This is a genomic window from Enterobacter sp. 04-C-12-SI-ECC, from assembly GCF_047530715.1.
GTDB classification, from domain to species: Bacteria; Pseudomonadota; Gammaproteobacteria; order Enterobacterales; family Enterobacteriaceae; genus Enterobacter; species Enterobacter bugandensis.
In genome coordinates this window covers 94,348-120,161 of the sequence record NZ_JBLKDI010000008.1, presented here as the reverse complement: position 1 = coordinate 120,161, position 25,814 = coordinate 94,348, and the positions used below count along the sequence as shown (strand labels likewise).

Annotated in this window: 25 protein-coding genes and 5 tRNA genes; 20 read left to right on the top strand and 10 right to left on the bottom strand. The window is 57.7% G+C overall.

What is annotated here, in order from left to right; all coding sequences use genetic code 11:
* The first annotated feature begins 95 nt into the window (after positions 1 to 95).
* Positions 96 to 1,610, top strand: coding sequence for a nitric oxide reductase transcriptional regulator NorR (norR, locus tag ACMWL8_RS13190; RefSeq protein WP_045261262.1), 1,515 nt, complete (start codon positions 96 to 98; stop codon positions 1,608 to 1,610).
* On the opposite strand, the gene gutQ is transcribed toward norR, so the two are convergent.
* From gutQ to srlA, 7 genes are all read right to left on the bottom strand, one after another.
* Positions 1,607 to 2,572, bottom strand: coding sequence for an arabinose-5-phosphate isomerase GutQ (gene gutQ / locus ACMWL8_RS13185; RefSeq protein WP_028014199.1), 966 nt, complete (start codon positions 2,570 to 2,572; stop codon positions 1,607 to 1,609). The two genes, norR and gutQ, sit on opposite strands and share 4 nt — an antisense overlap.
* Entirely contained in the window at positions 2,565 to 3,338 is a 774-nt protein-coding gene (gene srlR / locus ACMWL8_RS13180; protein WP_010434430.1) for a glucitol operon DNA-binding transcriptional repressor SrlR, read from the bottom strand. The genes gutQ and srlR overlap by 8 nt, the downstream gene beginning before the upstream one ends.
* A gap of 63 nt (positions 3,339 to 3,401) precedes the next feature.
* Positions 3,402 to 3,761, bottom strand: a complete 360-nt coding sequence (gene gutM, locus ACMWL8_RS13175; RefSeq protein ID WP_028014197.1) for a transcriptional regulator GutM — start codon at positions 3,759 to 3,761, stop codon at positions 3,402 to 3,404.
* 67 nt (positions 3,762 to 3,828) lie between these two features.
* Positions 3,829 to 4,608 carry a sorbitol-6-phosphate dehydrogenase gene (srlD, locus tag ACMWL8_RS13170; protein WP_023294411.1) on the bottom strand — a complete coding sequence of 260 codons (780 nt, stop codon included), beginning with the start codon at positions 4,606 to 4,608 and terminating at the stop codon, positions 3,829 to 3,831.
* A 14-nt stretch (positions 4,609 to 4,622) separates the two neighbouring features.
* Entirely contained in the window at positions 4,623 to 4,985 is a 363-nt protein-coding gene (gene srlB / locus ACMWL8_RS13165) for a PTS glucitol/sorbitol transporter subunit IIA (RefSeq protein WP_045261263.1), read from the bottom strand.
* Positions 4,986 to 4,997: 12 nt separating this feature from the next.
* Positions 4,998 to 5,957, bottom strand: coding sequence for a PTS glucitol/sorbitol transporter subunit IIB (locus ACMWL8_RS13160; protein ID WP_045261264.1), 960 nt, complete (start codon positions 5,955 to 5,957; stop codon positions 4,998 to 5,000).
* Positions 5,954 to 6,517, bottom strand: a complete 564-nt coding sequence (srlA, locus tag ACMWL8_RS13155) for a PTS glucitol/sorbitol transporter subunit IIC (protein ID WP_003862164.1) — start codon at positions 6,515 to 6,517, stop codon at positions 5,954 to 5,956. Before srlA ends, ACMWL8_RS13160 begins: the two co-directional genes overlap by 4 nt.
* Before the next feature lie 253 nt (positions 6,518 to 6,770).
* Here srlA and mltB point away from each other — a divergent pair, with 253 nt between their 5' ends.
* The 19 genes from mltB (at position 6,771) to ACMWL8_RS13060 (ending at position 21,286) form a co-directional block, all read left to right on the top strand.
* On the top strand, positions 6,771 to 7,871 hold the full coding sequence (gene mltB / locus ACMWL8_RS13150) for a lytic murein transglycosylase B (protein ID WP_168733281.1): 1,101 nt from the start codon (positions 6,771 to 6,773) through the stop codon (positions 7,869 to 7,871).
* Between the two features lie 256 nt (positions 7,872 to 8,127).
* Entirely contained in the window at positions 8,128 to 8,781 is a 654-nt protein-coding gene (locus ACMWL8_RS13145; RefSeq protein ID WP_045261265.1) for a metal ABC transporter ATP-binding protein, read from the top strand.
* Positions 8,778 to 9,638 carry a metal ABC transporter permease gene (locus tag ACMWL8_RS13140; protein WP_045261266.1) on the top strand — a complete coding sequence of 287 codons (861 nt, stop codon included), beginning with the start codon at positions 8,778 to 8,780 and terminating at the stop codon, positions 9,636 to 9,638. The genes ACMWL8_RS13145 and ACMWL8_RS13140 overlap by 4 nt, the downstream gene beginning before the upstream one ends.
* Before the next feature lie 14 nt (positions 9,639 to 9,652).
* Positions 9,653 to 10,531, top strand: a complete 879-nt coding sequence (locus tag ACMWL8_RS13135; protein ID WP_045261267.1) for a metal ABC transporter substrate-binding protein — start codon at positions 9,653 to 9,655, stop codon at positions 10,529 to 10,531.
* A gap of 129 nt (positions 10,532 to 10,660) precedes the next feature.
* Complete coding sequence (gene pncC / locus ACMWL8_RS13130; RefSeq protein WP_028014190.1) at positions 10,661 to 11,158, top strand: nicotinamide-nucleotide amidase; 498 nt, start codon at positions 10,661 to 10,663, stop codon at positions 11,156 to 11,158.
* Between the two features lie 89 nt (positions 11,159 to 11,247).
* Positions 11,248 to 12,306 (top strand): recombinase RecA, encoded by a 1,059-nt coding sequence (gene recA, locus ACMWL8_RS13125; protein WP_028014189.1) that lies wholly within the window; start codon positions 11,248 to 11,250, stop codon positions 12,304 to 12,306.
* 68 nt (positions 12,307 to 12,374) lie between these two features.
* Positions 12,375 to 12,875, top strand: a complete 501-nt coding sequence (gene recX / locus ACMWL8_RS13120; protein WP_028014188.1) for a recombination regulator RecX — start codon at positions 12,375 to 12,377, stop codon at positions 12,873 to 12,875.
* Positions 12,876 to 13,006: 131 nt separating this feature from the next.
* Positions 13,007 to 15,634, top strand: coding sequence for an alanine--tRNA ligase (gene alaS / locus ACMWL8_RS13115; RefSeq protein ID WP_045261268.1), 2,628 nt, complete (start codon positions 13,007 to 13,009; stop codon positions 15,632 to 15,634).
* A 241-nt stretch (positions 15,635 to 15,875) separates the two neighbouring features.
* Positions 15,876 to 16,061, top strand: a complete 186-nt coding sequence (csrA, locus tag ACMWL8_RS13110; protein WP_000906486.1) for a carbon storage regulator CsrA — start codon at positions 15,876 to 15,878, stop codon at positions 16,059 to 16,061.
* Between the two features lie 342 nt (positions 16,062 to 16,403).
* Positions 16,404 to 16,496, top strand: a tRNA-Ser gene (locus tag ACMWL8_RS13105).
* A 4-nt stretch (positions 16,497 to 16,500) separates the two neighbouring features.
* Positions 16,501 to 16,577, top strand: a tRNA-Arg gene (locus ACMWL8_RS13100).
* 64 nt (positions 16,578 to 16,641) lie between these two features.
* A tRNA-Arg gene (locus ACMWL8_RS13095) sits at positions 16,642 to 16,718 on the top strand.
* Positions 16,719 to 16,747: 29 nt separating this feature from the next.
* A tRNA-Arg gene (locus tag ACMWL8_RS13090) sits at positions 16,748 to 16,824 on the top strand.
* A gap of 161 nt (positions 16,825 to 16,985) precedes the next feature.
* A tRNA-Arg gene (locus ACMWL8_RS13085) sits at positions 16,986 to 17,062 on the top strand.
* 117 nt (positions 17,063 to 17,179) lie between these two features.
* Entirely contained in the window at positions 17,180 to 17,746 is a 567-nt protein-coding gene (yqaB, locus tag ACMWL8_RS13080) for a fructose-1-phosphate/6-phosphogluconate phosphatase (RefSeq protein WP_045260897.1), read from the top strand.
* On the top strand, positions 17,743 to 18,171 hold the full coding sequence (locus ACMWL8_RS13075) for a YqaA family protein (protein ID WP_008499541.1): 429 nt from the start codon (positions 17,743 to 17,745) through the stop codon (positions 18,169 to 18,171). The genes yqaB and ACMWL8_RS13075 overlap by 4 nt, the downstream gene beginning before the upstream one ends.
* A gap of 83 nt (positions 18,172 to 18,254) precedes the next feature.
* The gene (gene gshA, locus ACMWL8_RS13070) at positions 18,255 to 19,799 is read left to right on the top strand and encodes a glutamate--cysteine ligase (protein WP_045260896.1); all 1,545 of its coding nucleotides are present in this window, start codon (positions 18,255 to 18,257) and stop codon (positions 19,797 to 19,799) included.
* Between the two features lie 153 nt (positions 19,800 to 19,952).
* Positions 19,953 to 20,468 (top strand): S-ribosylhomocysteine lyase, encoded by a 516-nt coding sequence (luxS, locus tag ACMWL8_RS13065; RefSeq protein ID WP_008499539.1) that lies wholly within the window; start codon positions 19,953 to 19,955, stop codon positions 20,466 to 20,468.
* A gap of 53 nt (positions 20,469 to 20,521) precedes the next feature.
* Positions 20,522 to 21,286: an AraC family transcriptional regulator gene (locus ACMWL8_RS13060; RefSeq protein WP_045260898.1), complete on the top strand. Its 765-nt coding sequence runs from the start codon at positions 20,522 to 20,524 to the stop codon at positions 21,284 to 21,286.
* Here the strand turns inward: ACMWL8_RS13060 and leuA are convergent.
* From leuA to emrA, 3 genes are all read right to left on the bottom strand, one after another.
* Entirely contained in the window at positions 21,273 to 22,928 is a 1,656-nt protein-coding gene (gene leuA / locus ACMWL8_RS13055) for a 2-isopropylmalate synthase (RefSeq protein ID WP_045260895.1), read from the bottom strand. The genes ACMWL8_RS13060 and leuA overlap by 14 nt on opposite strands.
* Before the next feature lie 96 nt (positions 22,929 to 23,024).
* The gene (gene emrB, locus ACMWL8_RS13050) at positions 23,025 to 24,572 is read right to left on the bottom strand and encodes a multidrug efflux MFS transporter permease subunit EmrB (RefSeq protein WP_028014182.1); all 1,548 of its coding nucleotides are present in this window, start codon (positions 24,570 to 24,572) and stop codon (positions 23,025 to 23,027) included.
* 16 nt (positions 24,573 to 24,588) lie between these two features.
* Positions 24,589 to 25,761, bottom strand: a complete 1,173-nt coding sequence (gene emrA / locus ACMWL8_RS13045) for a multidrug efflux MFS transporter periplasmic adaptor subunit EmrA (RefSeq protein WP_021241959.1) — start codon at positions 25,759 to 25,761, stop codon at positions 24,589 to 24,591.
* Between the last annotated feature and the right edge of the window lie 53 nt (positions 25,762 to 25,814).

Here is a 25,814-nt window from a genome sequence, read left to right as displayed (position 1 = left end):
TTGTGATTTAATGCCCCATAATGAGTAGTCATTATGACTATCCTAAAAAGAGTCAATATGACATTATGCATTGTCAAAATGACAGTGAGGCAGGCATGAGCTTTTCCGTAGACGTCCTGGCGAAGATCGCCATTGAGCTGCAAACCGGTATCGGCCATCAGGACCGCTTTCAGCGCCTGATCTCCACGCTGCGCCACGTGCTGGATTGTGATGCGTCGGCGCTGCTGCGTTACGAAGGGCGGCAGTTTATTCCGCTGGCTATCGACGGCCTGGCGAAGGACGTACTCGGGCGGCGCTTTACGCTGGAGGGTCACCCGCGTCTGGAAACCATCGCCCGCGCGGGCGACGTGGTGCGTTTCCCGGCAGACAGCGATCTGCCCGATCCGTACGACGGCCTGATTCCGGGGCAGGAGAGCCTGAAGGTGCACGCCTGTATTGGCCTGCCGCTGTTCGCCGGGCAGAATCTGATTGGCGCATTAACCCTCGACGGCATGTCGCCGGATCAGTTCGACACCTTCAGCGACGAAGAGCTGCGCCTGATTGCGGCGCTGGCCGCCGGAGCGCTGAATAATGCGTTGCTGATAGAGCAGCTGGAGAGCCAGAATATTCTTCCCGGCAGCCCGGCGGCGTTTGAGCAGGTGGCGCATACGGAGATGATCGGCCTTTCGCCCGGCATGGCGCAGCTCAAAAAAGAGATTGAGATTGTTGCCGCGTCCGATCTGAACGTGCTGATCTTCGGAGAGACCGGTACCGGTAAGGAGCTGGTGGCGAAGTCCATCCACGAAGCTTCGCCGCGCGCGGTCAACCCGCTGGTGTACCTCAACTGCGCCGCGCTGCCGGAAAGCGTGGCGGAGAGCGAGCTGTTCGGTCACGTCAAAGGGGCGTTTACCGGGGCCATCAGCAACCGCAGCGGCAAGTTTGAAATGGCCGATAACGGCACGCTGTTTCTTGATGAGATTGGCGAGCTTTCCCTTTCACTTCAGGCCAAGCTGCTGCGCGTATTGCAGTACGGCGACATCCAGCGCGTGGGGGATGACCGCAGCCTGCGGGTGGACGTGCGGGTCCTTGCTGCGACCAACCGGGATCTGCGCGAAGCGGTGCTGGCCGGGCAGTTCCGCGCCGACCTGTTCCATCGCCTGAGCGTGTTCCCGCTGTCCGTGCCGCCGCTGCGTGAGCGCGGAGACGACGTGGTGCTGCTGGCGGGTTATTTCTGCGAACAGTGCCGTCTCAAAATGGGGCTGTCCCGCGTGGTGCTTAGCCCGGGGGCGAGAGCGCATCTGCTCAGCTACGGCTGGCCGGGCAACGTGCGCGAGCTGGAGCATGCGATTCACCGCGCGGTGGTGCTGGCGAGGGCGACGCGCTCGGGGGATGAAGTGGTGATTCATGCGCGCCATTTTGCGCTGCATGAGGAAAATGCTCCGACCGTGAAGCCTGCTGTGCCTGAGATCGCAATCGAAAACCTGCGCGAAGCGACGGAAGAGTTTCAGCGTCAGATGATTACCCGCGCGCTGGAGCAGAATAACCGCAGCTGGGCGGCGTGCGCGCGGGCGCTGGAGATGGACGTCGCCAACCTGCACCGGCTGGCGAAGCGTCTTGGGCTAAAGGGTTAAATAATCCCGGCCTGGTAGAAGTCCTGCAGGTTGATAGCGCCGCACAGCCTGCCGTGCTCGTCCACCACCGGTGCGGCGGTGATTTTGCGCTTCATCAGCACCTCTTTGGCTTCAATGGCTCGGCTGTCGGCGTTGAGCGTCAGCCCGCCTTTGGTCATGGCGTCAGACACGTTTGTTTCCAGCCTGCCGCCGCCCACCAGCCAGCGGCGCAGGTCGCCGTCGGTGAACACGCCCTTCACGTTTCCGCCGTCATCGCATACCGCCACCAGCCCCAGACCGGTGCGGCTCAGCTCCAGCATCGCGTCCATCACGCTGGTATCGAGTTTGACCTGCGGAATGGCATCGTCAGTGCGCATCAGATGGTGAACCTTATTGAGCAGTCGCGCGCCGAGCGCACCTGCCGGATGCGAACGGGCAAAATCTTCCTCATTGAATCCGCGCGCCTGCATTACCGCCATCGCCAGCGCGTCGCCCATCATCAGGGTGTTAACGGTGCTGGAGGTCGGGGCGAGGTGCATCGGGCAGGCTTCACGCTCAACGGAAATATCCAGCGTCGCCTTAGCGGCCAGCGCCAGCGGCGAGTGAAGTTTCCCGGTCATCGCCAGCAGGGCGACAGATTTTTCCTGCAGGCGCGGAATAATCAGATCCAGCTCTTTGGCCGAACCGGAGTAAGAGATAAACAGCATCACGTCGCGGCTTTCGATCATCCCGAGATCGCCGTGCAGCGCCTCTGCCGGATGCACGAAGAACGCCGGGGTTCCGGTGCTGGCGAGCGTCGCGGCAATCTTCTTGCCGATATGGCCGGATTTACCGATGCCCGCCACAATCACTTTGCCTTCGCAGTGGATAATGGTGTTGGCGGCGCGGACAAAATCCTCGCCCAGACGTTCCGGCAGGCGGCTGGCTTCCTGCAGCTCCAGCATCAGCGTCTGGCGGCCCGTTTCTAACAGAAAATCACTCATCTCTTTCTCCGGTTACGATCACGTCGATCCCTTTCTCTTCCAGCGCTTTTTTGAACGCCGGATCGATACCCGCGTCAGTAATCAGCTTATCAACGCTTTCGAGGCTACAGACAATATTGGGGCTTTTGCGGCCAAACTTCGACGAGTCGGCCATTAAAATCACTTCCCGCGCGGCGTTGCACATGGCTTTACTGACGCTGAACACCTCGTTAAACGTCGTGACGCCTGCGTTAAGGTCGATGCCGTCGGTGCCCATAAACAGTTTATCGAAGCTGAAGTGGTCGAAAGCGTTCTCCGCCAGCTGGCCGTGAAAGGACGCCGATTTTTTGCGGAAGGTGCCGCCGGGCATCAGGATGGTCTGCTCGCTGTCGAACTCCGACAGCGCGTTGACGATGTGCAGGCTGTTGGTCATCACCGTGATGTTGTTAAAGCGGCTGAGCAGGGGGATCATCTGCAGGACGGTACTGCCTGCGTCGAGGATGATGGAATCGCCGTCCTGGATAAATTTCACGGCGGCTTCGGCAATCAGCGCTTTCTGGTGGGTATTGATCAGCGTTTTGTGATCGATTGGCGGGTCCGCTTCGTCCTTGTTGAGCACCACGCCGCCGTAGGTGCGAATAACGGCGCCAGAGTTTTCGAGCAATACCAGGTCCTTGCGTATTGTCGTGCCGGTGGTGTCAAAGTAGTGTGCCAGATCCTCTACCGAGCATTTTCCCTGCTTTTGTAGATGCTCGAGAATGGCCGCCTGCCGCTGACGTGGTTTCATAGGCGCTTCGTTCCTTAGGTTGCGAAATGATAATTTCGCAAGTCTATAACTTTCACAACGAAATTATCCATGTTTCAGATTGAGCGCTAATGATAGTGCATTCTGACAGAGTGGATCATGGGGAAAGATCACATCAGGCTGCAATTCCTGTAACAAGAGGCCGTTGATTGCCTGGATTTTGGCCGGACGGGCAAATACCGTCATGCCACGCATCAGGAGGGAATCGCACACCCGGTCGTGCTCGTCCAGCGCTACGGCGACGACCACGCGCGGTTTAAAGCGTCCGCCGGAACGCCCGACGCCGACGCGGCCCTTCTGACACAGCGCATCAAACGCGCGGTTAAACTGGTGGATCTGCCAGCCGCCAAACGCCATCTGGCACAGCCAGGCGAGGGCGGCGACGGTGATGAGTGCGGTTACCATATCGACTCCTTGTTTTGTTCCCTCTCCCGGTGGGAGAGGGTTAGGGTGAGGGCATCAGGCCGCTCGATCAGAACATGACCTGCCCACCGGTCACGTTAATCGACTGCCCAGTGCAGTACGACGCTTTCGGACTGGCGTAAAACAGCAGCATGTTCAGCACGTCCTGATAGTCACACCCGCGCTTCAGCGGCACTTTATCGATGTAGTACTGCTCCACTTCCTCAGCCTTGATGCCGAGCTTGGTGGCGTACTGCGGCAGCAGGGACTGGAACATCGGCGATTTCAGCAGGTTGCCCAGCATCAGCGAGTGCACGGTAATCCCGTATTCGGCCAGATCCAATGCCAGGGACTGCGTCAGCCCCACGCCGCCAAACTTCGCCGCGCTGTACCCGGAGTTGTGCTTGCTGCCCACTTTCCCGGATTTTGAGTTGATCTGAATAATGCGCCCCTGAATCCCGTCGCGGATCATCAGGCGGGAAAACTCGCGGGCGCAAAGGAAATAGCCCACCAGATTCACCTGCAGCGAACGGTCAAAATCCCCCAGCTCGAAATCGCTGATAAACGCCGCTTTCGCAATTCCCGCGCTGTAGACCAGCAGGTCGGTGCGCCCAAAAATCTCGTCCACGCCGCGGGCCAGCGCCATCACGCTCTGCTCGCTGGTGGCGTCGGCACCAAACCCGTACGCCATCCCTTCACCAAACTCGGTATTGATGGTGTCCGCCACGCGGGCGGCTTTTTCACTCTGAATGTCCACTACCGCCACGCGGTAACCTTCTGCGGCAAGCCCACGGCAGAGGAACTCGCCTAAGGTTTGTCCCCCACCAATGACAACGGCAACCTGACTCATGTGACTCTCCTTAATTACGCAACAAATTTTAACGTGCAGCCTGGGGTGACAGCCTGCGGAACCGGGCCATCCACGTGAACCGTACCGGGGTATTCCGCCTGCGGCTGGCCGTCGAAGCGCAGAGTGATGTGGCCGAGCTCGCGCAGGTTTTGTTCGGCCACGTCGCCGACGGCGGTGACGGCATAGCGCGCCTCGCCCAGCTCCAGCTGGCTTCCGGCCTTCAGCTCGCCGTTCAGTTCGCCGTGGCAGTGGATAAAGCAAAACTCTTCGATATCCGCCGGAGCGCCTTCGCGGAAGGTGATCAGCATCTGGTCGCTCAGCGCGTCCGCTGCGCTCTGGCCGATGCGGGTAATGGTGGTCTGGTAAATGACGTTCATTGCAGGAACCTCTTATTGATAGATAAAGCCGGAGACAAACCAGGCGATCAGCACCGTCGGCGCGCCCGTCAGGAAGCGGCTCACCAGCACGGACGGCACGCCCACGCGCACGGTGTCCTGGCGCGCTTCGGCCAGCGACAGCCCCACGGGGATGAAGTCGCACGCCGCCTGGGCGTTAATGGCAAACAGGGCGGGCAGGGCGAGGTGCGGGGGAATGTTGCCCAGACCAATCTGCACCCCTATCAGCACGCCGATGACCTGGGCAATCACCGCGCCCGGGCCGAGGAACGGCGACAGCAGCGGGAAGGAGCAGATCAGCGCCAGCGTCACCAGCCCGAGCGGGTGGCTGGCGAGCGGGGCGAGGCCGTGGGCAATCCAGTCGCCCAGACCGGACGCCATGATGATGCCGATCAGCGCCGAGACGAACGCCATAAACGGCAGAATCGTTTTCAGCACCGTGTCGATAGTGTCGCGCCCGGACTGGAACAGCACCGCCACGGCGGAGCCCATCCCCATACCGACCTTCGCCAGCAGGCCGTCGCTCTGCTCGGTGATTTTCTTGCTGGTGTCGTACTCGCGCGGGGCTGCTTTTTGCGGCGCGGCAGTGCCATTCACCAGAGTGATGTTGTCCTCCTTCACGCCCGAGACATAAATGTCCTCAAGGATGTACTGCGCCAGCGGGCCGGATTTCCCGGTGGAGTGAATATTCACCGTCGGAATGCGGCGCTTCGGATAGATGCCGCAGCGCAGCGTGCCGCCGCAGTCAATCACCGCCACGCCGATGTCCGCTTCCGGCGGCTCGCCCTCTTTAAAGCCGTCAACCGCTTCCCAGCCGGTCAGCTCGCGCAGCTTGTCGACAATCGCCGGGCGCGTGCCCGCGGTGATGTAGACGATCTTTTTGCCTTCGGTGGCGTCGAACTCCAGCGGGCCGCCCCAGCCGCCCGTGCCTTTCTCAATGCGGATCCGGTTCATGCTGTCGCTCCTGAAAGATGGACCTTCTGTTCAAGCTGGATGCCCATTTTTTTCTCGAAAATAGCGGTGGTGAGGTCAGTCACCCAGCCGCGAAAGAAGTTGGTCACCAGGCCAACCAGCAGGTAGCTCACCGCCAGCGGGCCGAGCGGCAGACCAAGGGTGGTCAGGCCGCTGGCGATCCCGAGGTAGACAAACAGCTCTCCGGGGTTGATGTGCGGGAACAGGCCGTTCATCGAGTGGCAGCTGTAGGAGGCGGCGGCGTAGTAGCTCGGCTTGTACTTTTCCGGCATAAAGCGGCCGAGGCTTAAGGTCATCGGATTACAGAAAACAAAGGTGCCGATGAATGGCAATATCAGGTAGCGGGACAGCGGGTTACCGGCGCAGCGCTGGGCAAAGCGTTCGATGCGCTGCTGGCCGATAAAGTTGATCAGCGCGTTCATGATCACCAGCAGGCTGATCAGCAGGGGCAGGATCCCGGTCACCATGCCGGTGAACACTTCTCCGCCTTTCTGAAACAGCCCGATGAACCACTCGGCGCCGTGGGTGATGGTCTCTATCATTCTTCTCTCCTGTGGGGCTTTTTTGTTTTTGTATAACTGCGGCTAATAATAATCACTTTGAAAGGTTTTAAAGTGTTAGTTAGATCTCACAATGAAAGAAAAATGTATTATTTTGAAAGTTAATTGATGAGGTGAATGATTTTCGGTGGAAAAAAGCGCGGATTTGCGTTGTGGAGGCGCGTACCGCTTCCTTGAGGTGTTGCGGATGCTTTACCATACTGGGTTCTTATCGAACCCGTTAAATGGATGTCTCATGTTCAAGCGTCGTTATGCAGCGCTGTTGCCTGCGCTTATCCTGCTGTCTGCCTGTAGCAGCAAACCTAAGACCGAAGCCGTTCAGCAAACGGCGGGCGCGCCTTCCGGGGGATTCCTGCTGGAGCCGCAGCACAATATGATGCAGATGGGAGGCGACTTCGCGAATAACCCGGCGGCCGAGCAGTTCATCGATAAAATGGTGAGCAAACACGGTTTCGACCGCCAGCAGCTGCATGAAATTTTGTCTCAGGCGAAGCGTCTGGACTACGTTCTGCGCCTGATGGACAGGCAGGCACCATCCGCCCAGGTGCCGAGCGGGCCGAACGGCGCATGGCTGCGCTACCGCAAACAGTTTATTACCCCGGACAACGTGCAAAACGGCGTGGCGTTCTGGAACCAGTATGAAGATGCGCTCAACCGCGCGTGGCAGGTTTACGGCGTGCCGCCGGAAATCATCGTCGGGATTATCGGCGTAGAGACCCGCTGGGGGCGCGTGATGGGCAAAACCCGCATTCTGGATGCGCTGGCGACGCTCTCCTTTAACTACCCGCGCCGCGCGGAGTATTTCTCTTCCGAGCTGGAAACCTTCCTGCTGATGGCGCGCAACGAGCAGGACGATCCGCTCGATCTGAAAGGGTCATTTGCCGGCGCGATGGGCTACGGCCAGTTTATGCCGTCCTCCTATAAGCAGTATGCCGTCGACTTTAACGGGGATGGTCACATTAACCTGTGGGATCCGGTGGATGCCATCGGCAGCGTGGCGAACTACTTTAAAGCACACGGCTGGACGCCGGGCGGCCAGGTTGCCGTGCAGGCGAACGGTGAAGCGTTTGGTCTGGAAAACGGCTTTAAAACCAAATATAGCGTTGCGCAGCTGACGGCGGCAGGCTTAACGCCAACCCAGCCGCTGGGCAATGTTGACCAGGTGAGCCTGCTGCGTCTGGACGTGGGAACCGGCTACCAGTACTGGTACGGCATGCCGAACTTCTACACCATCACCCGCTACAACCATAGCACCCACTATGCGATGGCGGTGTGGCAACTGGGGCTGGCGGTATCGCAGGCTCGCGTCCCGGCTGCGTCGCCGTTTAGTCAGTAACTCGCCTTATTCCGCCCTCTCCCTGTGGGAGAGGGCACCCGCGCGCACCTCTTTCCCGCAGAAACATTTCGCCACACTCCCATTTCATTCCCGCCGTTTACATCTTCATCGCCTTTCATTATTGTTATGTTATAACATTATTTTGAGTTGAAATATCCATGTCCCTGTTTTCTCTCTCATCCCCGGTTCGGCTGCTGCTGGCGATGGTGCTCATTCTGTTTCTCGGGCTGGCCGTGCGCTGGGCGGTGGCGCTGCCATGATCGTGATGAACGCACTGGTTGCGGGCTACGACCGCCAGCCCGTCACGCGTCCGCTTTCGGGCGTGATTGAACGCGGCAGCATGACCGCCATTATCGGCGCCAACGGCTGCGGCAAATCCACGCTGCTGAAAACCCTCGCCGGATTTATTCCGCCCGTCAGCGGCAGATTTCACTGGCAGGGTAGACGACCGGTAATCGGATGGCTGGCGCAGCGTCACGCGCTGGAAGCGCAGTTTCCGCTGACCGTGCAGGACGTGGTGAGCATGGGCTGCTGGCCCGGAATTTCGCTTTTCGCCGGTTTTCGTCGCGAAGCGCGTCTGCGCATTGGTGGTGCACTTGAGCGCGTGGGGCTTGACTCAATGGCGCTCTCCACCATTGATGAACTCTCCGGCGGCCAGTTTCAGCGCATGCTTTTTGCCCGCGTGTTAGTACAGCAGGCGCCGCTGGTGATGCTCGACGAGCCCTTCACCGGCGTTGATGAAGCGACCTGCAACGTGCTGATGGATCTGATGCTGGAGATGTATATGCAGGGGCAAACGCTGCTCGCGGTACTGCACGACAGCGAGCGCGTGGCGCGCCACTTCCCGCAGACGCTGCGGCTGGATGCTGACGCCCCCCAGTGGAAAACCGAACGGGTGAGGGTGGCATGATCTGGCACACATTCTTCCAGCCGTTTATCGAATTCGGCTTTATGCGCCGCGCGCTGGTGGTTTGCCTGGCGCTCTCCGTCAGCACCACCGCGCTCGGCGTGTTTCTTCAGCTGCGCCGGATGAGCCTGATGGGCGATGCGCTTTCTCACGCCATTTTGCCCGGCGTCGCCGTGGGGTATTTGCTCAGCGGGATGTCGCTGTTGGCTATGACCGTCGGCGGGTTTATCGCCGGGATTGCCGTTGCGCTGGTGGCCGGGCTGGTCAGCCGCCGCACGCCGCTGAAAGAGGATGCCAGCTTTGCCGGTTTTTACCTGGGATCACTGGCGCTGGGCGTCACGCTGGTATCTCTGCGCGGCTCGAATGTCGATCTGCTGCATCTGCTGTTTGGCTCAATCCTCGCGGTGGACAACGACGCCGCGCTGTTTGTGACCGGCGTGTGCATCTTCACCCTTATCATGCTGGCTCTTTTTTACCGCGGGCTGGTGACGGAGGCGTTTGACACCGCCTGGCTGGAGGTGAATGCCCGCTGGCTACCAGGCTTATTGCACGGTCTGTTTCTGGCGCTGCTGGTCCTGAACCTGGTGGCCGGTTTTCAGGTGCTTGGCACGCTGATGGCCGTCGGGCTGATGATGCTCCCGGCGGTGGCGGCGCGCTGTTGGGTACGCACCTTACCCGGATTACTCCTGATGGCCGGTATCAGCGGTATTTTCTGCGCGTGGCTGGGGCTAAGCCTCTCCTGGGCGGCAAGTTTACCCGCGGGGCCATCTATTGTGCTGACCGCCAGCGCGCTGTTCTTTATTTCCGTTTTATTTGGCACGCGCAGCAGGCTGGCTGGCAGCCTGCGGGCGCTTTTTTAACGCAAGGGGAAACGATGAAAAGTACAGGATTAATCATGGCGCTAGCGCTGGGGATAATGTCGCATAGCGCGATGGCGAAAACGCTGAATGTGGTCACCAGCTTTTCGATACTGGGGGATATCGCGCAGGAGGTGGGGGGCGATCGTGTAAACGTGACGACGCTGGTGGGGCCGGACGGCGATCCGCATACCTTCGAACCGTCGCCTAAGGACAGCGCGGCGCTGAGCAAGGCTGACGTGGTCGTGGTCAACGGTTTGGGGCTGGAAGGCTGGCTCGACCGCCTGGTGAAAGCCTCCGGGTTCAAAGGCCAGCTGGTCGTTGCCTCAAACGGGGTGAAAACCCACACGCTTGAGGAAGATGGAAAGACCGTGACCGATCCGCACGCCTGGAACAGCGCGGCGAACGGTGCGCTGTATGCGCAAAATATTCTGAACGGGCTGGTGAAAGCCGATCCAGAAGACAAAGCGGCGCTGGAGGCTTCAGGAAAACCATACATTGCGCAACTGACTCAACTGGACAGCTGGGCCAAAACGCGCTTTAGCCAGATCCCGCAGGAAAAGCGCAAAGTGCTGACCAGCCATGACGCGTTTGGTTATTTTGGCCGCGCTTATGGCGTAACCTTCATGGCACCTCAAGGACTCTCTTCAGAGAGCGAGGCCAGCGCGTCTCAGGTGGCGGAGATTATCAAGCAGATTAAAGCCGACGGCGTGAAAACGTGGTTTATGGAAAACCAGCTCGATCCGCGTCTGGTGAAGCAGATTGCGTCGGCGACGGGCGCACAGCCGGGCGGCGAACTTTACCCGGAAGCCTTGTCGGCAAAAGGTGGGGCAGCAGACACCTACGTTAAGGCGTTTCGCCATAATGTCGATACGCTTGCGAACAGCATGAAATAATATTTCTACAGCCGGTGCGCCCGCACCGGCTTTTTTCTGAAGCCCCCTCGTAAAACTTGAAGCGCATCCCCATATCTGACGAGAAAGTGCTATCTTGTGCTGCACGTTTTTCTCAAGCCTGGAGCAAGAATGACTGACCATGAATTGATGCAGCTTAGCGAGATCGTTGGCCTTGCCCTGAAGCAGCGTGGCGCGACTATTACCACCGCGGAATCCTGCACCGGCGGCTGGGTGGCGAAAGCGATTACCGATATCGCCGGCAGCTCCGCCTGGTTTGAACGTGGCTTTGTGACCTACAGTAACGAAGCTAAGGCGCAGATGATTGGCGTACGCGAAGCCACGCTGGAACAGCATGGCGCGGTCAGCGAACCGGTTGTCATTGAAATGGCCATTGGCGCGCTGAAAGAGGCGCGGGCAGATTACGCCATTTCCATCAGCGGCATCGCGGGGCCGGACGGCGGCAGCGACGTGAAGCCTGTCGGCACCGTCTGGTTCGGGTTTGCCACGTCCAAAGGGGAGGGGATCACCCGCCGGGAGTGCTTCAGCGGCGATCGCGAAAGCGTGCGTCGTCAGGCTACCGTTTATGCGTTAAAAACGCTCTGGCAACAATTTCTACAAAATACTTGATACTGTATGACTATACAGTATAATTGCACCAACAGAACAGAAGTCCATGGTGAAGCGCAGTTGCTTCTCCCGGCATGACAGGAGTAATAATGGCTATCGACGAAAACAAACAGAAAGCGTTGGCGGCAGCACTGGGCCAGATCGAAAAGCAATTCGGTAAAGGCTCCATCATGCGCCTGGGTGAAGACCGTTCCATGGATGTGGAAACTATCTCCACCGGTTCGCTTTCTCTGGATATCGCACTGGGCGCGGGCGGTTTGCCGATGGGGCGTATCGTAGAAATCTACGGTCCGGAATCCTCAGGTAAAACGACGCTGACCCTGCAGGTTGTTGCAGCGGCGCAGCGCGAAGGTAAAACCTGTGCGTTTATCGATGCCGAGCACGCGCTGGACCCGGTCTATGCCCGTAAGCTGGGCGTTGATATCGACAACCTGCTGTGTTCCCAGCCGGACACCGGCGAGCAGGCGCTGGAAATTTGTGACGCGCTGGCACGCTCCGGTGCGGTTGACGTGATCATCGTCGACTCCGTTGCGGCGCTGACGCCAAAAGCGGAAATCGAAGGTGAAATCGGTGACTCTCACATGGGCCTCGCGGCACGTATGATGAGCCAGGCGATGCGTAAGCTGGCCGGTAACCTGAAGCAGTCCAATACGTTGCTGATCTTCATCAACCAGATCCGTATGAAAATTGGTGTGATGTTCGGTAACCCGGAAACCACCACCGGTGGTAACGCCCTGAAATTCTACGCCTCTGTCCGTCTGGATATCCGCCGTATCGGCGCGGTGAAAGAGGGCGAGAACGTGGTGGGTAGCGAAACCCGCGTGAAGGTTGTGAAGAACAAAATCGCAGCACCGTTCAAACAGGCTGAATTCCAGATCCTCTACGGCGAAGGTATCAACTTCCTCGGCGAGCTGGTTGACCTGGGCGTGAAAGAGAAGCTGATTGAAAAAGCGGGCGCCTGGTACAGCTACAACGGTGACAAGATTGGTCAGGGTAAAGCGAATGCTATCTCCTGGCTGAAAGAGAACCCGGCTGCGGCGAAAGAGATTGAGAAGAAGGTGCGTGAGCTTCTGCTGAACAACCAGGACTCCAAACCTGATTTCGTGGTGGATGCCGCGGATGCTGAAGAAACCAACGAAGACTTTTAAGTCTCTCGTGTAAAGATGAAGGGCTGCTGACGCGGCCCTTTTTGCATTTCTGATTCTGCAGGTTTTTTATGAGTGAACCGACATCACGCCGACCCGCCTACGCGCGCTTGCTGGATCGTGCGGTACGCATTCTCGCCGTGCGCGACCACAGTGAACAGGAGCTGCGGCGGAAGCTGTCAGCGCCCGTCATGAGCAAAAACGGGCCGGAAGAGATTGATGCCACTGCGGAAGACTACGACCGCGTGGTTGCCTGGTGCTATGAGCATCATTACCTGGACGATGACCGGTTTGCCTCGCGTTTTCTCGCCAGCCGTGGTCGCAAAGGGTATGGGCCCGCGCGCATCCGCCAGGAGCTTAACCAGAAAGGGGTGGCCAGGGAGTCCATCGAAAAAGCGATGCGCGAAAGCGACACGGACTGGTGCGAACTGGCAAAAGAGCAGGCGATTCGTAAGTACGGCGAACCGCTGCCGCGTGAATTTTCAGAAAAAGTCAAAATCCAGCGCTTTTTGCTCTACCGCGGCTTTCTGATGGAAGATATTCAGGATATCTGGCGTAATTTTGCCGATTGAACGCATGCGGGATTTTACTTCCCACTAAAGAAAACTTATCTTATTCCCACTTTTTCCAGTAGCTGGTCCGTCCAACGGTTTACCGATACAGGCTGGCTACGACATTTCGTTAGCTTGATTTCAGGATAATTATGAGCAAGAGCACCGCTGAGATCCGTCAGGCGTTTCTCGATTTTTTCCATAGTAAGGGACACCAGGTTGTTGCCAGCAGCTCCCTGGTACCGAACAACGATCCGACTCTGCTGTTTACCAACGCCGGGATGAACCAGTTCAAGGATGTGTTCCTTGGTCTCGACAAGCGTAATTATTCCCGCGCCACAACTTCACAGCGTTGCGTGCGTGCGGGCGGTAAACACAACGACCTGGAAAACGTCGGTTACACCGCGCGCCACCACACCTTCTTCGAAATGCTGGGTAACTTCAGCTTCGGCGACTACTTCAAACATGATGCCATTCAATACGCATGGGAGCTGCTGACCGGTGAAAACTGGTTCAACCTGCCGAAAGAGCGTCTGTGGGTGACCGTCTACGAAACCGATGACGAAGCGTTCGAAATCTGGGAAAAAGAAGTGGGTATCCCGCGCGAGCGTATTATTCGCATCGGTGATAACAAAGGCGCGCCATATGCGTCTGATAACTTCTGGCAGATGGGCGACACCGGTCCTTGCGGTCCGTGCACCGAGATCTTCTACGATCACGGCGACCATATCTGGGGCGGCCCTCCAGGCAGCCCGGAAGAAGACGGCGATCGCTATATTGAGATCTGGAACATCGTCTTCATGCAGTTCAACCGCCAGGCTGACGGCACCATGGAGCCGCTGCCGAAGCCGTCCGTTGATACCGGTATGGGCCTGGAGCGTATCGCCGCGGTTCTGCAGCACGTTAACTCCAACTACGAGATTGACCTGTTCAGCACTCTGATCAAAGCCGTTGCGAACGTTACCGGCGCGACCGATCTGAACAACAAATCGCTGCGCGTTATCGCAGACCATATTCGTTCCTGTGCGTTCCTGATTGCCGACGGCGTTATTCCGTCGAATGAAAACCGTGGCTACGTGCTGCGTCGCATCATTCGCCGTGCGATCCGTCACGGCAACATGCTGGGCGCGAAGGACACCTTCTTCTATAAACTCGTTGGGCCACTGATTGACGTTATGGGGTCAGCCGGCGACGAGCTGAAACGCCAGCAGGCGCAGGTTGAGCAGGTTCTGAAAACCGAAGAAGAGCAGTTCGCTCGTACGCTGGAGCGCGGTCTGGCGCTGCTGGACGAAGAACTGGCGAAGCTTAAGGGCGACACGCTGGATGGCGAAACCGCTTTCCGCCTGTACGACACCTACGGCTTCCCGGTTGACCTGACGGCGGACGTTTGCCGCGAGCGCAACATCAAAGTTGATGAAGCAGGCTTTGAAGCCGCGATGGAAGAGCAGCGTCGTCGTGCGCGTGAGTCCAGCGGTTTCGGGGCAGACTACAACGCGATGATCCGCGTTGATAGCGCGTCTGAATTCAAAGGTTATGAAGCGCTGGAACTGACCGGCAAAGTGACCGCCCTGTTTGTTGACGGTAAAGCCGTAGACAGCATCAGCGCGGGTCAGGAAGCCGTCGTCATTCTGGACAAAACGCCGTTCTATGCGGAATCCGGCGGTCAGGTTGGCGATAAAGGCGAACTGAAAGGCAACGGTTTTAGCTTCAGCGTCAGCGACACCCAGAAATACGGTCAGGCGATCGGTCACCAGGGCAAACTGGTATCCGGTTCTCTGAAAGTGGGCGAGGGCGTACAGGCTAACGTTGATGAAGCACGCCGTGCGCGCATTCGTCTGAACCACTCTGCAACCCACCTGATGCACGCAGCCCTGCGCGACGTGCTGGGTACCCACGTTGCACAGAAAGGTTCTCTGGTAAACGATAAAATGCTGCGCTTCGACTTCTCGCATTTTGAAGCAATGAAGCCGTCTGAAATTCGCGCGGTGGAAGACCTGGTGAACGCGCAGATCCGTCGTAACCTGCCAATTGAGACCCACATTATGGATCTTGAGGACGCGAAGAAAAAAGGTGCGATGGCGCTGTTTGGCGAGAAATATGACGAGCGCGTTCGCGTGCTGAGCATGGGCGACTTCTCTACCGAACTGTGCGGCGGTACTCACGCCTCGCGCACCGGTGACATCGGCCTGTTCCGCATTGTTTCCGAATCCGGTACGGCTGCAGGTGTGCGTCGTATTGAAGCGGTGACCGGTGAAGGCGCAATCGCCAGCCTGCATGCGCAGAGCGATCAGCTGCACGACATCGCGCAGCTGCTGAAAGGCGATAGCCAGAATCTGGGCGAGAAAGTGCGCGTTGCGCTGGATCGCACGCGTCAGTTGGAAAAAGAGCTGCAGCAGCTGAAAGAGCAGGCTGCGGCGCAGGAGAGTGCAAACCTCTCCAGCAAGGCTGTAGACATTAAGGGCGTCAAACTGCTGGTCAGCGATCTGGCGGGCGTTGAGCCTAAGATGCTGCGTACTATGGTCGACGATCTCAAGAACCAGCTTGGTTCTACCGTTATCGTGCTGGCGACGGTGGCAGAAGGTAAGGTTTCTCTGATTGCGGGCGTCTCTAAGGATGTGACCGACCGCGTTAAAGCAGGGGAACTGATTGGTATGGTCGCTCAGCAGGTGGGCGGCAAGGGTGGCGGTCGTCCGGACATGGCGCAAGCCGGTGGTACGGATGCGGCGGCACTTCCTGCGGCATTAGCCAGCGTTGAAAGCTGGGTAAGCGCGAAACTGTAATAACTACAAAGCACAAGCAGACGCCATAGCGGCAACGTTATGGCGTCTTGTTCACTGTGCTATCGATAACGATAAAGTCAGGTTGAGTTTGTGTATATCGGCTAAACTTACGTTTAACAGAATGTGATGCCGTGACTGCTTACACTTTACGTGTTTGTCATCGCTTACTTTTTGGCGTTATATGATGGATAATGCCGGGATACAAGAGACCCGACTCTTTTAATCTTTCAAGGAGCAAAGAATGCTGATTCTGACTCGTCGAGTTGGTGAGACCCTCATGATTGGGGATGAGGTCACCGTGACAGTTTTAGGGGTAAAGGGTAACCAGGTACGTATTGGTGTTAACGCTCCTAAAGAAGTATCTGTCCACCGTGAAGAGATCTACCAGCGTATCCAGGCTGAAAAATCCCAGCAGTCCAGTTACTGATATTGTCGCGTCTCGCTGTCGGGCGAGACGCAACCCTCCCGCTATTTTTCCTGCTCAAAGTTACCGTTTAATTTCAATCGCTCTCTTTTTAATCACTCCGCTACCCTTATCTCGCCCCAACACTGTCTTTTCCGCATCAGTTTTCTGTGAAGATGCCTGCAAAATCCGCTTATAAAACACCCTCTTTGCGGCTTTTACATGCGAATTGCGTGTGATTTGTGCAAACGATAAAAGCTTTTGGAAAATTGTTTGACTTATAAGTCCCAGAAAGTAATATATGCGCCACGCAGCGACGAGAAGCTCTTAACGAGTCACTCGAAGCACTCGAAAGAGGCGTTGTGTGGTGAGGTGGCCGAGAGGCTGAAGGCGCTCCCCTGCTAAGGGAGTATGCGGTCAAAAGCTGCATCCGGGGTTCGAATCCCCGCCTCACCGCCATTTTGCATCCGTAGCTCAGCTGGATAGAGTACTCGGCTACGAACCGAGCGGTCGGAGGTTCGAATCCTCCCGGATGCACCATCTATTACTTCATATTGCTTTCGAAGTGATATGAATATCGAGCAGTACAGTAGTAAATCCCGATGCATCCGTAGCTCAGCTGGATAGAGTACTCGGCTACGAACCGAGCGGTCGGAGGTTCGAATCCTCCCGGATGCACCATTTACTATTTCTGAAAGCAGTTCCCTGATGCATCCGTAGCTCAGCTGGATAGAGTACTCGGCTACGAACCGAGCGGTCGGAGGTTCGAATCCTCCCGGATGCACCATATTCTCCGAGATAACAGCGATGCTGTTTTTTCAAGGTCTGCGAGTTAATCGCAAGCACCAGGGAGGATAACGTTGCTTTAGCAACAGCCCGAAGGGCGAGGCGCAGCCGAGTAATCCTCCCGGATGCACCATTTACTGTTTCTAAAAGCATTTCCCCGATGCATCCGTAGCTCAGCTGGATAGAGTACTCGGCTACGAACCGAGCGGTCGGAGGTTCGAATCCTCCCGGATGCACCATCTTCTCTTCTTTTGTCTATTCCTTCGACGTTCCGTCAGCAATCACACTCTCTGTCAGCGACAAAAACCCCCTTTTACGATAAAGTAATGCTTTGTTAATCGTTTAGCGAGAGCACGATGTACGCACAGTATGACGGTTTGATCTTCGACATGGATGGCACCCTCCTGGATACTGAACCCACGCATCGTCAAGCCTGGACCGAGGTCCTTGGCCGCTACGGCATGCGTTTCGACCTTCAGGCGATGATTGCCCTCAACGGATCCCCAACCTGGCGTATTGCGCAGGCCGTGATTGAACTGAATCAGGCCGATCTCGACCCACACCTTCTCGCGCGTGAAAAAACCGATGCGGTAAAAGCCATGCTTTTAGATACCGTACGCCCTCTGCCACTGATTGATGTGGTAAAAGAGTGGCACGGGCGTCGCCCGATGTCTGTCGGGACGGGCAGCGAGAGCGCGATAGCAGAAGCGTTGCTCAACCATCTTGGCCTGCGCCACTATTTTTCTGCCGTGGTGGCCGCCGATCATGTTAAAAATCACAAGCCCGCGCCGGACACCTTCCTGCTTTGCGCAGAATTAATGGGCGTACCGGCGGCAAAATGCGTCGTGTTTGAAGATGCCGACTTCGGTATTCAGGCCGCGCGTGATGCCGGAATGGCGGCGGTGGATGTGCGCTTACTGTGAGTGACGCGCTGTCACTTGCCTCATTATTCGCCAGCAGTTTTCTAAGCGCCACGCTGTTACCGGGAAATTCGGAAGTGGTACTGGTGGCGATGCTGTTGTCCGGCGTGAGTCAGCCCTGGCTGCTTGTATTAATAGCAACAATGGGTAATAGCCTTGGAGGGCTGACTAACGTTATTCTTGGGCGTTTCTTTCCGCTGCGCGAAAAATCGCGCTGGCAGGAAAAGGCAGTCGGCTGGCTAAAACGCTATGGCGCTGCCACGCTGTTATTAAGCTGGATGCCTGTAATAGGCGATTTACTGTGTCTGCTGGCGGGATGGATGCGCATCTCCTGGGGACCGGTGCTCTTTTTTTTGTGCCTTGGCAAGGCGTTGCGCTATGTTCTCGTGGCGTGGGCAACACTACAGGGTATGACGTGGTGGCACTAATTGGTGGAATGAATACGCGACCTTCAATCGTCAACCATTACAATTATGCTGAGTAACATTACTTTGACAGGCGGGAGGTCAATTTGATCCCGGACGTATCTCAGGCGCTGGCCTGGCTGGAAAACCACCCTCAGGCTCTGAAGGGTATTCAGCGTGGTCTTGAGCGTGAAACGCTGCGCGTTAACGCGGACGGTAGCTTAGCGACGACGGGTCACCCGAAGGCGTTAGGCTCGGCGCTGACACATAAATGGATCACAACCGATTTCGCTGAAGCGCTGCTGGAGTTCATTACGCCGGTGGACGGCGATATTGATCATATGCTGACGATCCTGCGCGACATCCATCGCTACACCGCGCGCAATCTCGGCGATGAGCGTATGTGGCCGCTCAGCATGCCGTGCTATATCGAGCAGGGCCAGGAGATTGAGCTGGCGCAGTACGGCACGTCAAACATTGGTCGGCTGAAAACGCTCTATCGCGAAGGTCTTAAAAATCGCTACGGCGCGCTGATGCAGACGATCTCTGGCGTGCACTACAATTTCTCTTTGCCGATGGCGTTCTGGCAGGCGAAGGGGGGAGATACGGATAAAGAAGCGATCTCCGCCGGTTATTTCCGTCTGATCCGCAACTATTACCGTTTTGGCTGGGTGATTCCGTATCTGTTTGGCGCGTCGCCTGCCATTTGTTCATCGTTCCTGCAGGGGAAACCGACTACGCTGCCGTTCGAAAAAACCGAGTGTGGCATGTACTATCTCCCGTACGCGACTTCTCTGCGCATGAGCGATCTGGGCTATACCAATAAATCGCAAAGCAATCTCGGTATTACGTTTAACGAATTGCACGAATATGTGGCAGGATTGAAGCGGGCGATTAAAACTCCGTCGGAAGAGTACGCGAAAATCGGCCTCGAAAAAGACGGAAAGCGCCTGCAAATCAACAGCAACGTATTGCAGATTGAAAACGAACTGTATGCGCCAATTCGTCCGAAGCGCGTGACGCGCAGCGGTGAAACGCCGTCGGATGCGCTGCAGCGCGGCGGCATTGAATACATTGAAGTGCGCTCGCTGGACATCAACCCGTTCTCACCGATTGGCGTTGACGAGCAGCAGGTTCGCTTCCTGGATCTGTTTATGGTCTGGTGCGCGCTGGCGGATGCGCCGGAAATGAGTTCAGACGAACTGCTTTGTACGCGCACGAACTGGAACCGCGTGATTCTGGAAGGCCGTAAACCGGGTCTGACGCTGGGTATTGGCTGCGAAACGGCGCAGTTCCCGCTGGCTAAGGTAGGTAAGGATCTGTTCCGTGACCTGAAGCGTGTTGCCCGCACTCTGGACAGCATCGACGGCGGCGACGCGTATCAACAGATTTGCGACCAGCTGGTTGAATGCTTTGATAACCCGGAACTGACGTTCTCTGCGCGCATTTTGCGCACCATGATCGAGCAGGGGATTGGCGGCACGGGGCGTTCACTCTCAGCGGAGTACCGTGAGATGCTGATGCAGGAGCCGTTAGAGATCCTGAGCGAAGCGGATTTTGTCGCGGAGCGCGACGCGTCCCTGGTGCGTCAGAAAGAGGTTGAAGCGGCGGATACGGAGTCGTTTGAGGCGTTTCTGGCGAAGCAGGCTTAAGCAGAAAAGAAAAAGGCCACATCGCTGTGGCCAAAATATACATCTCTGAATTCAGGGATGATGATAACAAATGCGCGTCTTTCATATACTCAGACGTGCATTCTGTAGAAGAGTTCAGTTTATTTTAAAAAAAATCACTATCGGAGGTGACGTATGCCGTTATTAGATAGCTTTACTGTCGACCATACCCGTATGGAAGCACCTGCAGTCCGCGTGGCGAAGACCATGCACACCCCGCACGGCGACACGATCACCGTCTTCGATCTGCGCTTCTGCGTGCCGAATAAAGAAGTGATGCCGGAGAAAGGCATTCACACCCTGGAACACCTGTTCGCCGGTTTCATGCGTGACCACCTGAACGGCAATGGCGTTGAGATCATCGACATCTCTCCGATGGGCTGCCGTACCGGCTTCTACATGAGCCTGATTGGTCAGCCTGAAGAGAAACGCGTCGCCGATGCGTGGAAAGCGGCGATGGAAGACGTGCTGAAAGTGAAAGAGCAGAACCAGATCCCTGAGCTGAACGTTTACCAGTGCGGCACTTACCAGATGCACTCTCTGGAAGAAGCCCAGGAAATTGCCCGTCACATCATCGAGCGTGACGTTCGCGTAAACAGCAATGAAGAGCTGGCCCTGCCAAAAGAAAAACTGCAGGAGCTGCACATCTAGTATTGTGCCTGTGGATGCCCGGTGGCGCTTCGCTGGCCGGGCCTACAATCCTCATGACGACAACCACCACCTTCTCCTTTACCCATCGCCCGCTTGTGCCGTTTTCGCATGATTATGCTCATGGCGATAGCGAGCCGTGGCATGAGCACGACTGCGCGCAGCTGCTGCACAGCCTGACGGGCGTCGTGCGGGTCGATACCGCATCCGGTTGCTGGGTAGTGCCGCCCGGGCGCGGCGTCTGGCTACCGGCGGGGACACAGCACTCGCTTCGCATCACCGGCAACGTTGCAGCCCGCACGCTGTTTATCGATCCGCTGGCGCGAGCCGATCTCCCGGCGACCTGTCAGATCGTGCAGATCTCCCCGCTGCTGCGCGAGCTGATCCTCACCTCCCTGACGCTACCTGAGTCGTACTCGCCGGGAAGCCGTGACGAGCGCGTGTATGAGCTCATTCTGGATGAAATTCGCATCATGCCGGTGCTGCCGTTTCACCTGCCGGAACCGGAAAGTGAAGCGTTACGCCAGCTGTGTCGGCAGGTCCGTCAGTTACCAGGTGAAAGCTGGAGCGGTCAACAGAGCGCGAGCTTGCTCGGGATGAGCGAGCGTACGCTGAACCGCCATTTTCAGCAGCAGACCGGGTTAAGCTACGGCGAGTGGGTGAGAAGGGCGCGCCTGCTGGAAGCCTTAGTGCGGCTGGCGCAGGGCCAGCCGGTGCTGCGCGTGGCGCTGGATCTGGGATACGGCAGCCACAGCGCCTTTACGGCGATGTTCCGCCGGGCGATGGGTATCTCACCCAGCGATTACTTTAAGAACGACTGACCGCGTTAAACAGCGCCTGAAGCGACGCGCGCGCCACGTCGCTGTCAATGCCCACGCCCCAGCTGCTGGTGCCGTCCTGGAACAGGCAGCGGATATAGGCCACCGAGCGGCTGTCGCTGCGTTCGCCCAGCGTATGTTCGTGATAATCCTTAATCACAAACGGCGCGTTGACCCAGCGGCTCAGGCCCTGCGCGGCAGCGGAGAGCAGACCGTTGCCCTGACCCTCCAGCTGGCGCGTTCCCCCCTGCGTGACGACGTTTGCCGTCAGCCGCAGCTGGCCGTCCTGCTGGCCGTCGCTGCGGTAGGATTGCAGCGCCAGCTGCGGGGTCGTTACCAGCCCGTAGCGGGTGCGGAATAGCTGCCACAGTGCGTTCTGCGTCATTTCTTTCCCGTGGCGATCCGTTTCCTGCTGCACGTGCTGGCTAAAATCCTGCTGCAGGGCGCGGGGCAGCTTCAGGCCGTGGTTTTGCTCAATAAGCCAGGCGCTGCCGCTTTTTCCTGACTGGCTGTTCACGCGGATCACCGCTTCGTAGGTGCAGCCGATGTCCTGCGGATCGACGGGCAGATAGGGCATCTCCCAGCGATCGCCAGGCCTGCGGGCATCAAAGCCTTTCTTGATGGCGTCCTGGTGCGAGCCGGAGAAGGCGGTATAGGCCAGCCGTCCAGCCCACGGATGGCGCGGATGGACAGGCAACTGGTTGCAGGCCTCTACCGTTTCGACCACCCGATTCATATCGCTAAAGTCCAGATTGGGACTAATGCCCTGGCTGTAGAGGTTCATCGCCAGCGTTACCAGGCAAACGTTGCCCGTGCGTTCGCCGTTGCCAAAAAGGCAGCCCTCTACGCGGTCGGCCCCGGCCATCACCGCCAGCTCCGCGCTGGCGACGCCCGTTCCGCGGTCGTTATGCGGATGCACGCTGATGCACACGTCGCGGCGGCGGCTGAAGTGGCGGCAGAAATACTCGATCTGGTCGGCATAGACGTTCGGCGTACTGACCTCGACGGTAGCGGGTAAGTTGATCACCATTGGCCGTTCATCGCACGGCTGCCAGATCTCCGCCACGGCTTCACAAATCTCCAGCGCAAACTCCGGCTCGGTAAAGCAGAAGGTTTCCGGGGAGTACTCGTACTGCCAGCGGGTTTCAGGGTTCTCTTCACAAAGCTGGCGGATAAGCCGCGTGGCGCGGGTGGCCAGTTCGACGATCTGCGCTTTCTCCATGCCGAACACCAGGCGGCGGAACAGCGGTGCGGTGGCGTTATACAGGTGGACGGTGGCCTGCTTCGCGCCGCGCAGGGATTCAAAAGTACGATGGATGAGATCTTCCCGCGCCTGTGTTAACACCTGAATCGTGACGTCATCCGGAATGCGGTTCTCTTCGATAAGCTGGCGGACAAAGTTGAAGTCGGTCTGCGAGGCGGACGGAAAGGCGACCTCAATCTCTTTAAATCCGCAGCCCAGCAGCAAATCCCAGAACTGCAGCTTGCGCGCGCTGTCCATCGGCTCGGCAAGCGCCTGGTTGCCGTCGCGTAAGTCTGTCGAAAGCCAGCGCGGCGCGCGGGTGATGGTCTGCTCTGGCCAGCGGCGGCCGGGCAATGAAACGGTGGGATAAGGCTGGTATTTGTCGGCGGGTGTGTTCAGCATGATGCGCTCCTGTTGTCTTTTCACTATCGTGAATTGATTTCAGGAGCGCTGCTTTATCGAAACTGACAATCGCTGTCGCGTTCTGGACAACGCGAATTAGTGCGCCCCTCCGCCGCCGCCACCGGCGCCAAACGGCGGTCTGGCAAACCACACCAGCCCCAGCAGGACGATGAAGATCCCCGCCGATATCCAGAAAATCTCGTTTGCCGAGATAATCAGCCCCTGGTTGGTGATCTGCTGGGCAATCCAGCCGGATGCCTGCTGCTCCGTCATCCCCATGCCCTGAAGCTGACTGTACATCTGCTGGGCATTCGGATTGTACGGGTTCACCGCTTCGGTCAGCTGGGCGTGGTGCATCGATTCACGGTTGGTCCACAGGGTGGTGGTGATCGACGTCCCGATGGAACCTGCTAGCGTACGGGTGAAGTTCGACAGGCTTGATGCCGCCGCCAGACGCTCAGGCGGCAGGCCAGAGAGCGTAATGGTGGTCAGCGGCATAAAGAAGCACGCCACCGCAAAGCCCTGAATGAACTGCGGCCATGCCGAAGCGCCAAAGTCCATTCCCGGCTCAAAGGTATACGCGCGCCAGTAGAAGCACACGGCGTACATAATGAAGCTGAACGTCACCAGCCGACGCATGTCGAGCTTGTGGGCGAAGCGGCCAATAATCGGCGACAGCAGAACCGGGATCACCCCAACGGGCGCTGAGGCCAGACCCGCCCAGGTCGCGGTATAGCCATACACCTCCTGCAACAGCTGCGGCAGCAGAACAATCGCGCCGAAGTAGAGCATATAGGCGAGGCTGATACATAGGCAGCCGATGGTGAAGTTTCGCGATTTGAAGAGCGAGAGATCGACAATCGGGTTGTCGTCCGTCAGCTCCCAGACAATCAGGAAGCTTATCGACACCACCGCGACAATGGTCAGGATGATGATCTCCTGCGAGTTGAACCAGTCGAGCTCTTTACCGCGGTCGAGCATGATCTGCAGACTGCCGATACCCAGGATCAGCAGCGCCAGCCCGATGCTGTCGATACGGCGCTGTTCGGTGCGCGTCTCTCGTCCCCGCAGCGACTGCAGCGTCATCAATACCACGACGGCGCCAATCGGTACGTTGATAAAGAAGATCCAGCCCCAGTGGTAGTTATCGCTGATGTACCCGCCCAGAATCGGTCCGCAGATAGGCGCGACGATAACGGTCATTGACCACAGCGCCAGCGCGACCGAACGTTTTGCTGGGGGGTAGTTGCTCAGCAGCAAACTCTGCGACAGCGGGATCAGCGGCCCGGCGACAATCCCCTGAATGACGCGGAAGAAAATCAGCATCGTCAGGCTGCTGGACATGCCGCACGCCCAGGAGGCAAGAACAAACGCTACCGTGGACCAGAGGAACAGCTTCACCTCACCGACGCGCTTCGCCAGCCAGCCGGTGATAGGGATGGAGATGGCGTTTGCCACCCCAAACGAAGTAATGACCCAGGTCCCCTGGCTCAGCGACGAGCCAAGGTTGCCGGCGATGGTTGGGATCGCCACGTTTGCGATGGTGGAGTCCAGCACCTGCATGAATGTCGCCAGCGACAGCGCAATGGTCATAATGACCAGCTGCGCGCCTTCCAGCGGTTTTTGCGGCTTTTGCTGTTGCATAACGCTCACCTTCGGATTAACCGGCGTTTGCCTTCACGATGTCATCGATCAGTTTGTTGACCGGATCGAGGCTAATTTCACGGGCGTTACTTTCATAAACCGGGCTGCTACGCACCTGGCTTGCCAGGATCTGACCGTCGCGGTTGGCGGTATCGACCGTCACAAGCGTTGAGAGGCCGATACGCAGCGGGTGATCCGCCAGCTGTTTGGCATCCAGCTCGATACGCACGGGCAGACGCTGAACCACTTTGATCCAGTTACCGGTGGCGTTTTGCGCAGGCAACAGGGAGAAGGCGCTGCCGGTCCCCATATCCAGACCCACCACTTTCCCGGTGTACTTCACGTCATCGCCATAGATATCACTGACCACGGTTGCGGTCTGGCCGATACGCATATGGGCGAGCTGCGTCTCTTTAAAGTTGGCGTCTACCCACAGGTTGTCTGCCGGCACGACCGCCATCAGCGGCGTGGTTGGGCTAATCTGCGCCCCTGGCTGGACGGAACGACGGGAGACGTAGCCGGTCATCGGGCTGACGATTTTGGTACGCTGCAGGGCAAGCCATGCGTTGCGTACTTCAGTCGCCGCCTGTTGTACGGCGGGCTGGTTTTCGAGGCTGGTGCCGAGCACCATCGCCTGGTTGGCGTTGTACTGTTGAATCGCCACGTCCAGCTGTGCCTGGGCACTGGCAACCGCGTCGCGCGCGTGCTGCAGCTCTTCACGGCCAATCAGGTTAGCGGTGCCGAGCGGTACACGGCGGTTCAGGTCGCTCTGCGCCTGCGCGAGTGCGGTTTTCTGCACGTCGATGTTGGCCTGCAGCTGTTTACTGTTGATCATCAGCTGGCGGGTCTGACGGACGCTGGAGGCCAGCGCGGTCTGGGCTTTCTCAAAGGCCTGCTGGGCGTCGGTTGGATCGAGGGTCACCAACACATCGCCTTTTTGCACAAAGTCGGTATTGTCAGCCCAGACTTTCGTCACGCTGCCCGACACCTGCGCCATAATCTGTACCTGGTTCCCTGCCACGTATGCGTCGTCAGTCTCTTCTGCATGACGCAATACTAAAAACCAATAGATCCCATATGCCACGGCAATAATAATAAAGAGCAAGGTCAACAGAAGAAGGGCACTTTTACGTTTGCCTTTCTTATTGGCCGGTTGCTGCGGGGTAGTGCTCTCCGCATTTGCGCTCATTGTTGTTCTCCACGATCTTCTTATTTTCACATCGGCTGAGCCGACCTGTTGTC